This window comes from Streptomyces albus subsp. albus (assembly GCF_000719865.1).
GTDB classification, from domain to species: Bacteria; Actinomycetota; Actinomycetes; order Streptomycetales; family Streptomycetaceae; genus Streptomyces; species Streptomyces albus_E.
Genome location: NZ_JOID01000018.1, coordinates 66880 through 79791, shown reverse-complemented (window position 1 = coordinate 79791; position 12912 = coordinate 66880). Strand labels below are relative to the sequence as shown.

Annotated in this window: 14 protein-coding genes; 8 read left to right on the top strand and 6 right to left on the bottom strand. The window is 74.8% G+C overall.

The window, feature by feature from the left end:
- Nucleotides 1–237: 237 nt before the first annotated feature.
- From IF83_RS0119965 to IF83_RS0119945, 5 genes are all read right to left on the bottom strand, one after another.
- Nucleotides 238–1590 (bottom strand): HAMP domain-containing sensor histidine kinase, encoded by a 1353-nt coding sequence (locus tag IF83_RS0119965; RefSeq protein WP_394297350.1) that lies wholly within the window; start codon nucleotides 1588–1590, stop codon nucleotides 238–240.
- A 398-nt stretch (nucleotides 1591–1988) separates the two neighbouring features.
- Nucleotides 1989–2720 carry a response regulator transcription factor gene (locus IF83_RS0119960; RefSeq protein WP_030546030.1) on the bottom strand — a complete coding sequence of 244 codons (732 nt, stop codon included), beginning with the start codon at nucleotides 2718–2720 and terminating at the stop codon, nucleotides 1989–1991.
- 150 nt (nucleotides 2721–2870) lie between these two features.
- A complete protein-coding gene (locus IF83_RS0119955) occupies nucleotides 2871–4088 on the bottom strand; it encodes a S1C family serine protease (RefSeq protein ID WP_030546028.1) in 1218 nt (405 codons plus the stop codon).
- Nucleotides 4089–4265: 177 nt separating this feature from the next.
- Nucleotides 4266–5291 carry a LacI family DNA-binding transcriptional regulator gene (locus IF83_RS0119950; protein WP_030546026.1) on the bottom strand — a complete coding sequence of 342 codons (1026 nt, stop codon included), beginning with the start codon at nucleotides 5289–5291 and terminating at the stop codon, nucleotides 4266–4268.
- A 24-nt stretch (nucleotides 5292–5315) separates the two neighbouring features.
- Nucleotides 5316–6140, bottom strand: a complete 825-nt coding sequence (locus IF83_RS0119945) for a response regulator transcription factor (RefSeq protein ID WP_030546024.1) — start codon at nucleotides 6138–6140, stop codon at nucleotides 5316–5318.
- Between the two features lie 481 nt (nucleotides 6141–6621).
- Here IF83_RS0119945 and IF83_RS0119940 point away from each other — a divergent pair, with 481 nt between their 5' ends.
- The 8 genes from IF83_RS0119940 (at nucleotide 6622) to IF83_RS0119910 (ending at nucleotide 12350) form a co-directional block, all read left to right on the top strand.
- Nucleotides 6622–7716 carry an alpha/beta fold hydrolase gene (locus IF83_RS0119940; protein ID WP_078843640.1) on the top strand — a complete coding sequence of 365 codons (1095 nt, stop codon included), beginning with the start codon at nucleotides 6622–6624 and terminating at the stop codon, nucleotides 7714–7716.
- A gap of 147 nt (nucleotides 7717–7863) precedes the next feature.
- Nucleotides 7864–8127 (top strand): MoaD/ThiS family protein, encoded by a 264-nt coding sequence (locus IF83_RS0119935; protein ID WP_030546020.1) that lies wholly within the window; start codon nucleotides 7864–7866, stop codon nucleotides 8125–8127.
- A 10-nt stretch (nucleotides 8128–8137) separates the two neighbouring features.
- Nucleotides 8138–9202, top strand: a complete 1065-nt coding sequence (locus IF83_RS0119930) for a hypothetical protein (protein WP_030546018.1) — start codon at nucleotides 8138–8140, stop codon at nucleotides 9200–9202.
- A gap of 64 nt (nucleotides 9203–9266) precedes the next feature.
- Complete coding sequence (locus IF83_RS0119925; RefSeq protein WP_030546016.1) at nucleotides 9267–9974, top strand: LmeA family phospholipid-binding protein; 708 nt, start codon at nucleotides 9267–9269, stop codon at nucleotides 9972–9974.
- A gap of 279 nt (nucleotides 9975–10253) precedes the next feature.
- The gene (locus IF83_RS35580; RefSeq protein ID WP_351515640.1) at nucleotides 10254–10334 is read left to right on the top strand and encodes a putative leader peptide; all 81 of its coding nucleotides are present in this window, start codon (nucleotides 10254–10256) and stop codon (nucleotides 10332–10334) included.
- Nucleotides 10335–10595: 261 nt separating this feature from the next.
- On the top strand, nucleotides 10596–11435 hold the full coding sequence (locus IF83_RS0119920) for a sulfurtransferase (RefSeq protein WP_030546014.1): 840 nt from the start codon (nucleotides 10596–10598) through the stop codon (nucleotides 11433–11435).
- Nucleotides 11436–11515: 80 nt separating this feature from the next.
- Nucleotides 11516–11803: a DUF1416 domain-containing protein gene (locus IF83_RS0119915; RefSeq protein WP_019707088.1), complete on the top strand. Its 288-nt coding sequence runs from the start codon at nucleotides 11516–11518 to the stop codon at nucleotides 11801–11803.
- 208 nt (nucleotides 11804–12011) lie between these two features.
- Entirely contained in the window at nucleotides 12012–12350 is a 339-nt protein-coding gene (locus IF83_RS0119910; protein WP_394297349.1) for a DUF3099 domain-containing protein, read from the top strand.
- Nucleotides 12351–12395: 45 nt separating this feature from the next.
- Here the strand turns inward: IF83_RS0119910 and IF83_RS0119905 are convergent, their stop codons facing one another.
- Nucleotides 12396–12758, bottom strand: a complete 363-nt coding sequence (locus IF83_RS0119905; RefSeq protein WP_030546009.1) for a DsrE family protein — start codon at nucleotides 12756–12758, stop codon at nucleotides 12396–12398.
- Nucleotides 12759–12912 lie beyond the last annotated feature (154 nt).

The following is a 12912-nucleotide window of genomic DNA, read 5'->3' as shown; positions in this document are numbered from 1 at the left end:
GCGGCCTGCCGGAGACCCGCGGGACACGGCGCGTGCACGGCACGACGCGAGCGGCGGGTGGCCTGCGCGGCGGGTGGTGGGCGGTGGTCTGGGCGGCGGGGGGCGCCGCTGCCCCGCACCACCGCCGTCGACAGCCACAGCCGCACCCACAGCCGCAGCCGGGGAGCCGGGCGGGAACCATCCCGCCCGGCTCTCCGCGTTCCGGCACCCGGCTCGCCGCTCCGGAGCGGAGCCCGGTCAGTCCGCCGCCGTCCCCGGCGGTGGGTGCGGGGCGCCCGGCAGCCGTACGGCCGCCACCGTGCCGCCGCCCGGCGCCGGCCGCAGCAGCACCTCGCCGCCGGACTGCCGGACGGACCGGTCGACGATCGACAGCCCGAGTCCCGAACCGGGCAGCCCGCGCGCCGAGGGCGAGCGCCAGAACCGTTCGAACACGTACGGCAGTTCCTCGGCCGGCACGCCCGGGCCGTGGTCGCGCACCGTCAGCTCGCCGTCCGTCAGCGCCACCTCCACCTCGCCGCCCGGCGGGCTGAACTTCACCGCGTTGTCGAGCAGGTTGACGACCGCGCGCTCCAGCGCGGCCGGCTCCGCCCGGACGTACCAGGGCGCCAGGTCCGTGACGATCGCGATGCCGGAGCCGCGCAGCCGCGCCCGTTCCACCGCCCGTCCGGCGATCTCGTGCAGCCCCACCACCTCCGGCGGGCCGCTGCCGGCGGCGGCGTCCGGCCGGGCCAGCTCCTGGAGATCGCCGATGAGCGCCCCGAGCTCCGTCATCTGGGCGCGCACGGAGGCCAGCAGGGCGCGCCGGTCGTCCTCGGGGAGGGCACGGCCGGTCTCCTCGCTCCGTACGAGCAGGTCGACATTGGTGCGCAGGGAGGTCAGCGGGGTGCGCAGCTCGTGTCCGGCGTCGGCGATGAGCTGCTGCTGCCGGTCGCGGGAGGAGGCGAGGGCCGCGGTCATCGCGTTGAAGGAGCGCGACAGCCGGGCGATCTCGTCCCCGCCCTCCACCGGGATGCGGACCGCCAAGTCCTCCGTCCTGGCCACGTGTTCGACCGCGCCGGTGAGCCGGTCCACCGGCTTGAGGCCGGTGCGCGCGATCCACAGCCCGGCCGTGGCCGCGCCGAGGACGCCGATCCCGGCCACGGCGGCGAGCAGCAGCGCGAGGGTGTCCAGCGGCTCCTCGATCTCGCTCAGCGGCCGGGAGACGGTGACCGCGTAGCCGGTGACGCGGTCCCCGGGGCCGGGCCGCCTGGTCAGCACCCGTACGGGCTCGCCGCTCTCCGTCACGCCGTCCCGCAGGACCTCGTCCCGGGTGCCGGCGGCGACCTCGGCGTCCTCGGGCTCGACGCCCACGGGGCGGGAGTTGAACCCCACGCAGCGGCGGCCGTCGTCCGTGACGACCTGGCCGTAGGCGATGCCGGGGAGCGTCTGTTCGCTGGTCGGGGGGTCGGTGGATGCGCAGTCGCGCACGGTCTGGGCGATGTAGGTGGGCGGGACGTTGACGTTGCGCAGGGACGCGTCGAGCTGGGAGCGGAGCTGGTCCCGGGTGAGGAACCAGCACGCGAAGGCGGAGGCGGCGACGGCGACGGCCACCGCGGCCGCCGTCAGCAGCGTCAGCCGGGCGCGCAGGGGGAGCCGGCGGGCGGCGCGCCCCGGACGCCGCGCGGGCGGTACGGGCGGCGGCGCGGAAGGCTCGGGAGGCGCGGGAGGCGCGGGAGGCTCGGGAGGCTCGACGGGCCGCCGCGGACCGCCGGGGGGCGACGACGAGTGCGGAGGCACCGCGGCGTGCCGGGCGGCGGCATCCGCGGCCCCCGAGTGCCGCCGCGTACGGCCCGGGTCCCGGTCCCGTGGGGCGTCCGGGCCCTGCGGGGTGTCCGGCGACGGGCACGGGCTCTGCGGGCCCGGGGCACGGGCCGTGCCCCGCTGGTCCTGGGCCCGGGAGTCGTCCGGTTCCCGTGGGGTGCCCGGCGGGTGCGGCCCGTCCGACGTACTCATGACGCTCCGTTGTCGCCGCGCAGGACGTAGCCGACGCCGCGCACGGTGTGGACGAGCCGCGGCTCGCCGGCCGCCTCCGTCTTGCGCCGCAGGTACATCACGTACACGTCCAGGGAGTTGGACCCGGGCTCGAAGTCGAACCCCCAGACGGCCTTGAGGATCTGCTCCCGGGTGAGCACCTGCCGGGGGTGCGCGAGGAACATCTCCAGCAGCGTGAACTCGGTGCGCGTCAGCTCGACCGGCCGCCCGCCGCGGGTCACCTCGCGGGTGCCGAGATCCATCCGGAGGTCGCCGAAGGCCAGGACGCCGGACGGCTCCTCCCCCGCCCCGGCCGCGGCGGCCGCGTACGAACTGCGGCGCAGCAGGGCCCGGACGCGGGCCAGCAGTTCGTCCAGCTCGAACGGTTTGACGAGGTAGTCGTCGGCGCCCGCGTCGAGACCGGTGACGCGGTCGCCCACCGTGTCCCGGGCCGTCAGCATCAGGATCGGCACCGTGCTGCCGGAGGCGCGGAGGCGGCGGGCGGCGGTCAGGCCGTCCATGCGCGGCATGAGGACGTCGAGCAGCACCAGGTCCGGCTCGTACGCCCCGGCCTTGGCGAGGGCGTCGAGACCGTCGGCGGCCGTTTCCGTGCCGTACCCCTCGAAGGCGAGGCTGCGGCGGAGCGCGTCGCGCACGGCGGGCTCGTCGTCGACGATCAGGATGCGGTGGCCGCCTTCGGCGGGGCTCATCGGTGCGCTACCTCACGGGGATGTACGGGCAGGGGGACGTACGGGCAGGGTGCGCGCTCACGGGCGAGTACGGGCAGGGGGGTGTGCGGCACGGTCTCAGACTCGCACGGCGGGCGCCGTGCGGCAGGGCGCGCCGCCCCCCGGAGTCCGTCAGCCCCCGGAGCCGGACCTCAGGTCGTCCATGATCTGCTTCACCTCGTTGACCGGGATGGCGAAGCCCAGGCCCACACTGCCCGCCCCGCCCGAGGCTCCGGCGGCCGTGCTCGGCGCGTACATCGCCGAGTTGATGCCGATGATCCGGCCGTCCATGCCGATGAGCGCCCCGCCGGAGTTGCCCGGGTTGAGCGAGGCGTCCGTCTGCAGCGCCTTGTACGTCGTGGCGTCGGAGCCGACCTCGCCGTTGTACTCGCCACCGCCGAACTCGAACGGCCACCGCTTGCCCCCGCCGTACGGCTGCTGCTGCCCGCCGTCGTCCCGCCGCACCGTGACCTCGCGGTCCAGGGCGGAGACGATGCCGCTGGTCACCGTGCCGGTGAGCCCTTCCGGGGAACCGATGGCGACGACCTGGTCACCGACCTTCACCCCGTCGGAGTCGCCCAGCCGCGCCGCCCGCAGCCCGCTGACGTCCCGCGCCTTCAGCAGCGCCATGTCCAGGTCCGGGTCGGTGCCGACGACCTCGGCGGCGGCCGTCTTCCCGTCGCTGAACACCACCTCGACGGACGAGGCGCCGGAGATCACGTGGTTGTTGGTGAGGATCTCGCCGTCGGAGGTCGTGACGACCCCGGAGCCGGTGGACTCCCCGGAGCGGGAGGTGGCGCGGACCTCGACGACGCTCGGCCGGACGGCGGCGGCGACGGAGGCCACGGTGCCGTCGACGGCCTTGGAGGCGTTGGTCCCGGCGACGGCCGTGGTGCCGGAGCTCCCGCCGCCGTCCGCCAGCTCACCGGCCGCCCATCCCGTGCCGCCGCCGATCACGCCGGCCACGACGGCGACTGCGGCGAGGAGTCCGACGGGGCCGCGGGCACGGCGCCGCCGGTGCCCGGCCCGGGGCGCGGGCCCGGGCTCCGGCTCGCCGCCCGGGACGGACGGGGCGGGCGCGGCGGACGGGCCGGAGGAGGCTGCCGGAGCGGGCGGAACCGCCGGTGCGGGCGGAGGGGGCGCCCCCGAGTCTCCGTGGCCGCCGCCACCGCCGCTGCCGGAGGGCCACACGGTGGCGCCGTCCGGGGTGACGAAGGGCGCGTGGGAGGGCCGCTCCGGGACGGGTGCGCCCCCAAACGCGGGCTCGGGCCCGGCCGGAGGCGGAGGCGGGAACTGCGGCTGCTCCGGGTGCTGCTGCGGCTGCTGCGGGTGGGTACGGATGTCGTCCATGCCTTCGACGGTGCGCCGCGAAGATGAGAATCCGATGAGTACGTCCTGAGAAGTCCGGCAGAAGCGCGTATGCCCGACATAAAGGCCTCGGCCCGGCAGCCGTCCGGCGCGCCGTCCCGTCCCGGCCGGCCGCCCGTCCACTCCGCCCGCCCCGCCGGCGCGGCGGCGTTTCCCGCGCTACTCGCCGCAGCCGCAGGAGCGCCGGACGACCAGCCGGGACGGGAACTGCCGCAGCCGCTCCCGCCGCGAGCCCGCGACGCGCAGCCCGTCGTCCAGCACGAGATCGACCGCCGCCCGTGCCATCGCCTGCCGGTCCGAGGCGACGGTCGTCAGCGGCGGATCGGTGAGCGCGGCTTCCTTCACGTCGTCGAAGCCCGCGACGGCCAGTTCGCCCGGCACGTCGATCCGCAGTTCGCGCGCCGCCCGCAGCACGCCGATCGCCTGGTCGTCGACGGCGCAGATGATGGCGGGCGGCCGGCCGGGGCCGGCCAGCAGCTCCAGGGCCACCTTGTACGCGTCGTAGCGGTTGTACGGGGCCTGGAAGAGCCGGCCCTCGGTGGAGCGGCCGGCCTCGGCCATGGCCCGCCGCCAGCCCTCGACGTGGTCGGTGACCGGGTCGCCGACCACCGGCGTCGTCTCGACCCCGCCGAGGCAGGCGACGTACGGATGGCCGTGTTCCAGCAGGTGCCGGGTGGCGAGCTGGGCGCCGCCCACGTCGTCGGTGACGACGGCCACGTCGTCGATGGCGTCCGGCCGGCGGTGCATCAGCACCACCCGGGCGTCCCAGGCGTCGATTTCCGCGGCCGCGTGCTCGCTGGGGCCCTGGCTGATGAGGATCAGCCCGGACACCCGCATGCCGAGGAAGGCGCGGAGGTAGTGCACCTCGCGCTCGTCCAGGTAGTCGGAGTTGCCGACCAGGACCATCTTTCCGCGCTCGGCCGCCGCCTGCTCCACCGCGTGTGCCATCTCCGCGAAGAACGGCTGCCGGGCGTCGGGCACGATGAGCCCTATGAGGTCGGTACGGCGGCTGGCCATCGCCTGGGCGACGCGGTCCGGCCGGTAGCCGAGCTCCTTGATGGCCGCGAGGACCCGCTCGCGCGTGGCCGGGGCGACCGGTCTCGGACCGTTGTTGATGACGTAGCTGACCACCGCGGTCGAGGTCCCCGCCAGTCTTGCCACATCGTCACGCGTCACCTTGGCCACGCGCGGCAGTCTACGCGGGCCACGTCACCCCTTGGCCGCCCCGGCGGAACGGGAACCCGCGGCACCGGCGGCACCCGCCGCCCCGGCGCCGCCCGTGGCGGCCTCCGGCTTCGCCCCGGCCCCCGTCTTGACCTTGGCTTCCGCCTTGGCCTTGGCCTCCTCGGCAGCGCGTTCGACCTTCTCCGGGACGACGAAGCGGTAGCCGACGTTGCGCACGGTGCCGATCAGGGACTCGTGCTCCGGACCGAGCTTGGCGCGCAGCCGCCGCACGTGCACGTCGACGGTGCGGGTGCCGCCGAAGTAGTCGTAGCCCCAGACCTCCTGCAGGAGCTGGGCGCGGGTGAAGACCCGCCCCGGGTGCTGGGCGAGGTACTTGAGCAGCTCGAACTCCTTGAAGGTCAGGTCGAGGACCCGCCCCTTGAGCTTGGCGCTGTACGTCGCCTCGTCGACGGAGAGGTCGCCGTTGCGGATCTCCATCGGGCTGTCGTCGCCGGTGAGCTGCTGGCGGCCGGTGGCCAGCCGCAGCCGGGCCTCCACCTCGGCGGGGCCGGCGGTGTCGAGCAGCACGTCGTCGACACCCCACTCGGCCGTGACGGCGGCGAGCCCGCCCTCCGTCACCACCAGGATCAGCGGGCAGCCGGGGCCGGTGGAGCGGAGGAGCTGGCAGAGAGAGCGAACCTGGGGAAGATCGCGCCGCCCGTCGATGAGGATCACGTCGGCGCCGGGGGTGTCCACGAGGGCGGGGCCCTCGGCGGGCGCGACGCGTACGTGGTGCAGCAGCAGACCGAGGGCGGGGAGCACCTCCGCGGACGGCTGGAGCGCGTTGGTCAGCAGCAGGAGAGAACTCATCGCCTGCCCCCTTCGCACGGGGTGGTCATTGCTGTCGTCGTCATTGCTGTCGTCGCGGCCCGAGCGGCCGCGGTGGCCGGAACGGCCGGGGTGTCGGTGGCCGGAACGGCCTGGATATGGTGCCCGGCCGAGCGGGCTTTCCGGTTCCGCGATGTGCGCTTGCCCATGACGTCGGTTCCTCCTCGGTCCCTGCGAGGACGTGAGCGGCACTGCTCTGTACTGGTACGTACTTCCTGCGTACTGCTGCGTACTGCTGTGCGCCGCGCTGCACTGCTGCGTACTGCCGGTGCTCGTTTCGCACCGGGCCGCTCGCCGCGGCAACGCTCCGTACGCCCCCGCCTCCCGTCTCCTGCCGGGCACGGGGCCGGGGAGCTCCGTGCCGGACGTGTCCGCGTGCACTGTCCGAACACACTGTCCGAATGCACAAAAGGATCCGGGGGCGTCGCTGCCCGGATCCTTCCTGCCCAGCAGAATAGCCCACATGACGGCAGAACCGGAGGCCTCCTTCGTACGAATCGGTGTCGCCCCGATCACCTCGCGTGGTGGGCGGGGCCCTGTCCAGGGGCTTCGCCGGGCCACGCTGCTGACCGACGACGGGGTGCCGATCGAGGCCGCGTACCGGCCCGCCCGGCGGCCCGCGCACCGGCCGCCCGGGTCCGCGGGCGGGTCCGCGGGGGAGTCCGCGGGCGGGGTCGGGGACGGTGCCGGAAGCGGGCCCGGGGAGCGGAGCGCGGACGGGCCGGTGATCGTCGTCGCACACGGGTTCACCGGCTCCCTCGGCCGTCCCGCCGTCCAGCGGGTGGCGGACGTCTTCGCGGAGCACGCGGCCGTGGTCACCTTCTCCTTCCGGGGGCACGGCCGCTCCGGCGGGCGCTCCACCGTCGGGGACCGCGAGGTGCTGGACCTGGCCGCGGCCGTGCGCTGGGCCCGCTCCTTCGGCCACCGCCGGGTGGCCACGGTCGGCTTCTCGATGGGCGGCTCGGTGGTCATCCGGCACGCCGCGCTGTACGGACCGAACGCACCGGCGGACGGCGCCGTACCGGGACTCGGGGGTGCCGTACCGGAACTCGGGGACGCCGTATCGGGACGCGGGGGTGCCTCGGGCGCAGGGGATTCCAGGGGCCCCGGGGACCTCCCCGCTCCTCCCGCTCCTCCGGGCGCCGCCGACGGGGGGCGCGCGGAAGCGCGCACGGATGCGGTCGTCGCCGTGAGCGCCCCCGCCCGCTGGTACTACCGGGGCACCGCGCCCATGCGCCGTCTCCACTGGGTGGTGACCCGCCCGGCGGGCCGTCTCGTCGGCCGCTACGGGCTGCGCACCCGGATCGACACCCGGGAATGGGATCCGGTGCCGCTGTCCCCGGTCGGCTCCGTACCGCTCATCGCGCCGGTGCCGCTGCTGGTCGTGCACGGGGACCGCGATCCGTACTTCCCGGTGGACCACCCCCGCTCCCTGCTGGCGGCGGCCCCCTCCGCGGACGCGGTGGAGCTCTGGCTCGAACCCGGGATGGGCCACGCGGAGAACGCCGTCGCGCCTCCCCTGCTGCACCGCATCGCGGACTGGCTCGACGGACGCTGAGCCGGCCCGGGGCAGCGGGAGGCCAGCAGCGGGAGGCCGCCCGAGGGGGTGCGCCCGGCCGGTGCGGAGTTCTCCTCGCTTAGATTTGACGGACGGCACCGGGCAGGCGGCCCGGCGCCGTCCGGGAGACGGAAGGAGCGAGCCGTCATGGCCGCAGCAGGGACGATCCGCTACTGGGCGGCGGCGAAGTCCGCCGCGGGCACCGCCGAGGAACCGTACGAGGCGGCCACTCTCGCGGAGGCCCTGGAGGCCGCGCGGGAACGGCACAGCGCCCGGCCGGAGTTCGCGCGGGTCCTGCGCGGCTGCTCGTTCCTGGTGGACGGCAGCCCGGTTGGCCTCCGCGGCCACGACACGGTCACACTGACCACGGGCGGCACGGTCGAGGTGCTCCCACCGTTCGCAGGAGGGTGAGCACACCGGCATGACCGACCAGCCCCAGAGCCCGTACGACCCGTACGGCCCCCACGCCCCGCACGGCGCCGGCCCCCGGCCGACGGGCCCGTACGCAGACGCCGCCCCGTACCCGGGCGGCCCGCACGGCACGGGCCCGCACACGGGCGCCCCGTACCCGGGCGACCCCTACGCCGCCGGCGCCGTCCCCGGTCCCCTGCCGGGCCCCGGCGCCGGCGCCCCCGCGGGCCCCCCGCCCGGCCCGCTTCCCGCGCAGGCGCCCGCCGGCCGGCCCGAGCCCGCCCAGGCCGCCGGCCGGCCCGAGCCCGCGCTCACACCCGCCCAGCGCGCCCGCGCCGAGGGCAGGTCGCCGATCATCGCCCCCGGTCTCCAGCCCGCCCTGATCACCGCCGCTCTCGCCGCGCTGATCGCGCTGACCGCGCCGCTCGCCCGGCCGGCGCTCGCCGTCCCTGTCGTCCTGCTCCAGGCCGTGACGGCGGCGGGCTGGTACCGCCTGAACGGCATGTGGCCGGCCCGCCAGGGCATCGCCCTCGCCTTCGCGGGCGGCCTGACGGCCGATGTGGCGCTGCTCGCCACGGACCGCGGTGACGCCGCGACCGTCGCCCTCGGCACGCTCGGCGTCTGGTTCCTCTTCGTCCTCGTGCTCCAGCTGCGCAACCACAGTTCGCCCGACGAGCGGCTGTACGCGCTGACCGCCGGGGTGGCGTCGAGCGCGCTCGCCGTCCTCGCCGGCGGCTATCTGGCCGCGGCCGCGTACTCCGGTGACGTGGTCGTCACCGGCGCGGTGGCGGTGGCCGCCGCGACGGTCGTCCGGGCACTGCCGCTGCCCTCCGTGCTCTCCCTCGCTGCCTCCTTGGCCACGGCCGCCGGGGCGGGCTTCGGCGCGGGCCAGTGGGCGGGTGACGGGGCGGCCGGTGCCGTGCTCGGCGCCGTCGCCGGTCTCTGCGCGCTGATCGGGCTGCGGGTGGCGAGCTATGACTACCCGTCCCGGTTCGTGCACATGACCGCCGGTGTCGCGCTCCCGCTCGCCGCCGCGGCTCCCGCCGTGTACGTGCTGAGCCGGACGCTCGGTTGACCCCCTTGTCCCCCGCGTTAGGCTCGCGCGGAGCGGGTGGATCTCTCTATTGGGGTGGAAACGGATGCGCGCACTGCGAATACTGCTGATTCTCACGGTGGTTCTCGGCGGTCTCTTCGTGGCCGCCGACCGGCTCGCGGTCAACCTCGCGGAGTCGGAGGCCGCGGCGAAGATCAAGAGCAGCCAGGGCCTCACCGGGGAACCCCGGGTCTCCATCGAGGGGTTCCCCTTCCTGACGCAGGTCGTGGGCAAGGAACTCGACGAGGTCGAGGTCACCATGGACGGCCTGACGGCCGAGGCGAACGGCCAGTCCGTGCGGCTCACCACCATGACCGCGAACCTGCGCGACGTGGCCCTGGAGAACAACTTCTCCTCGGCCACGGCCGCCACCGCCTCCGGTGCCGCGTCCATCAGCTACGCGGATCTCTCCAAGCTGGCCGAGGAGGGCATCACCGTCGCCTACGGCGGCAAGGGCGACGCCGGTGAGCCCCAGGTGAAGGTCACGGCGAGCCTGCAACTGCCCACCGGGCAGTCGTTCGACCGCAGCGTGGTGAGCACCGTCTCCGTCGCCGGCGGCGACACCATCAAGCTGCGCGCCGAGGAGATCGCCACCGACGGGCTGCCCGGGGTGGAGCAACTGGTGCGCAGCCGGATCGACATGGAGCGGAAGATCAGCGGGCTGCCGCAGGGCCTGGAGCTGGAGTCCGTCGAGCCGACCGAGCAGGGCATCGACATCACGTTCAAGGGCAGCCGGGTGGCGCTCGCCGGCTGACGCCGGCCGGCGCAGGCCGGCGCCCGGACCGTTGCCACCGCGCCGTCGTGCGACCGGCCGTCCCGGGGCGCCAATCCCCCCTTCCCGCACGGATGTTCACCCGCCGTCCCGACAGTCGAGACGGCGGCGTCCCGAGCCCCGGAAAACCGGGAGCCACCGGACCCCGCCCCGCCCCGACGGGCACTCACCGGCACACACCATCCCACATGGCAGACTTTTGCGTCTCGCCATATGACACACCGGTGACACGACCGGCCCTCGCTCCCTACGATCGGGGCCATGAAGCGACAGGCGGATCTCACGAAGCGGCGGGCAGTCGACCTGTGCCGTGTCGCCGCCATGCTGTGTCGCTCTTTCTGAGCGGGTGACCACTCCCGTTTCCCCGGCCCCGCGGGCCTTCCCTCCCCCTGAGGCGCAGGCCCGTGCGCGCCGCCCGGCCGCCGGACGCCCTTGAGCGGGCGCCGGTCCCGCCCTCCGCAGACCGCGAACGAGCGAACCAGCGCCACCCGGACGTCCGCAACCGCCCGGAGCCCACCAGCCCCGGGCCGCCGTGAACACCCGCACCGCCGCATCACCCGAACCACCCCGAACTGCCCCGAACTGCCCCGGAGGAGAAGACATATGAGCCGCAACGACGTTCTGGTGGACGCCGATTGGGTCGAGGCCCACCTCGATGACCCCAAGGTCGCCATCGTCGAGGTCGACGAGGACACCTCGGCGTACGAGAAGAACCACATCCGGAACGCCATTCGGATCGACTGGAAGACGGAGCTCCAGGACCCGGTCCGCCGCGACTTCGTCGACCAGGCCGGCTTCGAGAAGCTGCTCTCCGCCAAGGGCATCGCGAACGACCACACGGTCGTCCTCTACGGCGGCAACAACAACTGGTTCGCGTCCTACGCCTACTGGTACTTCAAGCTCTACGGCCACCAGGACGTCCGTCTGCTCGACGGCGGCCGCAAGAAGTGGGAGCTGGACTCCCGCGACCTGGTCGCCGAGGTCCCGCAGCGCCCGGCCACCGACTACAAGGCCAAGCCGCAGGACACCTCGATCCGCGCCTTCCGCGACGACGTCGTGGCCGCGATCGGCGCCAAGAACCTGGTCGACGTCCGCTCCCCCGACGAGTTCAGCGGCAAGCTGCTCGCCCCGGCCCACCTGCCGCAGGAGCAGTCGCAGCGCCCCGGCCACGTGCCGAGCGCCCGTAACATCCCGTGGTCGAAGAACGCCAACGACGACGGCACCTTCAAGTCGGACGAGGAGCTGAAGGCGCTCTACGAGACCGAGCAGGTGGACCTCTCCCAGGACACCATCGCCTACTGCCGCATCGGTGAGCGCTCCGCCCTCACCTGGTTCGTGCTGCACGAGCTGCTGGGCCAGGAGAACGTCAAGAACTACGACGGTTCCTGGACGGAGTACGGCTCGCTCGTCGGCGTGCCGATCGAGCTCGGCCCCGCCAAGTAATCCCCCCGGCCCTTCCCCCGGCCCCTCGGGTCCGGCACCCCGGGGCCCGGCACAGCACCCATCGACCAGAGGAACAGCACATGTGTGGAGCACAGCCCGGCGGCCCGGACGCGTCGGCCGTCAAGCCCGGTGAGACGACGATCCAGGGCCAGGTGACCCGCGACGGCGAGCCGGTCACCGGCTACGTCCGGCTGCTGGACAGCACCGGCGAGTTCACCGCCGAGGTCCCCACCTCGGCCACCGGACAGTTCCGCTTCTACGCCGCCGAGGGCACCTGGACGCTGCGCGCCCTCGTGCCCGGCGGCACGGCCGACCGCAAGGTCGTCGCCCAGAAGGGCGGCCTCGCCGAGGTCTCCATCGCCGTCTGACGGCGGTACGGGCGGTACGGGCGCGGGGGCCGCGCGAGCGGTACGGGCGGTCGCTCGCGCGCCCCGGCGCACCGAACCCCGCCGCACCCGCGGGTGCCGGCAGGCCGACACGTTCGGCAGGTTCGGCAGGCCGCCCACAACACCACAGCACGGCACGGCTCCGCGGAGGGCCGCGCCCCGCTCATCGCGGGGAGCGGCCCTCCGCGCCGTGCGCACCGCGAACGCTTCGGCGCGCCCCGGGACCCGGGCCCCGGCGGGAGCCGGGCGGGCATTCCGGTCGTACGCTGGAGAGATGTACGCGCGACGCCGGCGCACCTACTTCATCCTCATGGGCGCGTGCCTGACCCTCTTCGTCCTGGCCTGGTCCGTGGTCCGCCTGTGGTCGGTGGCGGCCGCGATCGCCATGTGCGTGGTCGCCGCGGCCATCCCGCCGGTCGCCGCGATCGTCGCCAACCGTCGCGGTCCCGAGGACCGCTGGTGGGACGAGTCCGGTGACCCGGAGTCGGACCGCTGGTGGCGGGAGATCGACCGCCACGACCGCGGCTGATTCGCACACGCACGCGGGCATCCGGACGGATGCCCGCGGGGGAGATCAGTAGACGAGCGCCTGCGTGCCGTCCGCCATGGCCTCGCTGACGAAGACCTGCGCACCCGCGATCCGCACACCCTCCAGGGTGTCCGCCTCCCCGATGCCGCGCCGGGCCGCGCACTGCGTGCACAGCGTGACGCGGCCGCCCGCGAGCAGCGCGTCGAGCAGGTCCGGCAGCGGGGCCGCGTGCGGGAGTTCGAACTCGGCCGCCTTCCCGGGCAGCGCGAACCAGGCGGACTCCCCCGTCAGCCACAGCGAGACCTCCACCCCGCTGGCAACGGCGACCGCCGCCACCGTGAACGCCTGCGAGCACCGCTCGGGCGCGTCCGCCCCGGCCGTCACCTTGATCACGAGCTTCTTCGCCATGCGGTCACTCTAGAACCACGCTTCCCGTACAACCCTTTGACCCCGGCGCTTGTCAGGGCCCGTACAACACTTCCAGAGGGGTGGGCCCTTCGGACCGGGTCCGTGCGCGCGCTTCCACCCCCGTATGCGAGGGGCTCGTGCCACCTACTCCACC

Coding starts and splice junctions, on each gene's coding strand:
- IF83_RS0119960 (WP_030546030.1), bottom strand. CDS start 2,720: ATGAGCCCCGCCGAAGGCGGCCACCGCATCCTGATCGTCGACGACGAG.
- IF83_RS0119955 (WP_030546028.1), bottom strand. CDS start 4,088: ATGGACGACATCCGTACCCACCCGCAGCAGCCGCAGCAGCACCCGGAG.
- IF83_RS0119945 (WP_030546024.1), bottom strand. CDS start 6,140: ATGAGTTCTCTCCTGCTGCTGACCAACGCGCTCCAGCCGTCCGCGGAG.
- IF83_RS0119940 (WP_078843640.1), top strand. CDS start 6,622: ATGACGGCAGAACCGGAGGCCTCCTTCGTACGAATCGGTGTCGCCCCG.
- IF83_RS0119935 (WP_030546020.1), top strand. CDS start 7,864: ATGGCCGCAGCAGGGACGATCCGCTACTGGGCGGCGGCGAAGTCCGCC.
- IF83_RS0119930 (WP_030546018.1), top strand. CDS start 8,138: ATGACCGACCAGCCCCAGAGCCCGTACGACCCGTACGGCCCCCACGCC.
- IF83_RS0119925 (WP_030546016.1), top strand. CDS start 9,267: ATGCGCGCACTGCGAATACTGCTGATTCTCACGGTGGTTCTCGGCGGT.
- IF83_RS35580 (WP_351515640.1), top strand. CDS start 10,254: ATGAAGCGACAGGCGGATCTCACGAAGCGGCGGGCAGTCGACCTGTGC.
- IF83_RS0119920 (WP_030546014.1), top strand. CDS start 10,596: ATGAGCCGCAACGACGTTCTGGTGGACGCCGATTGGGTCGAGGCCCAC.
- IF83_RS0119915 (WP_019707088.1), top strand. CDS start 11,516: ATGTGTGGAGCACAGCCCGGCGGCCCGGACGCGTCGGCCGTCAAGCCC.
- IF83_RS0119905 (WP_030546009.1), bottom strand. CDS start 12,758: ATGGCGAAGAAGCTCGTGATCAAGGTGACGGCCGGGGCGGACGCGCCC.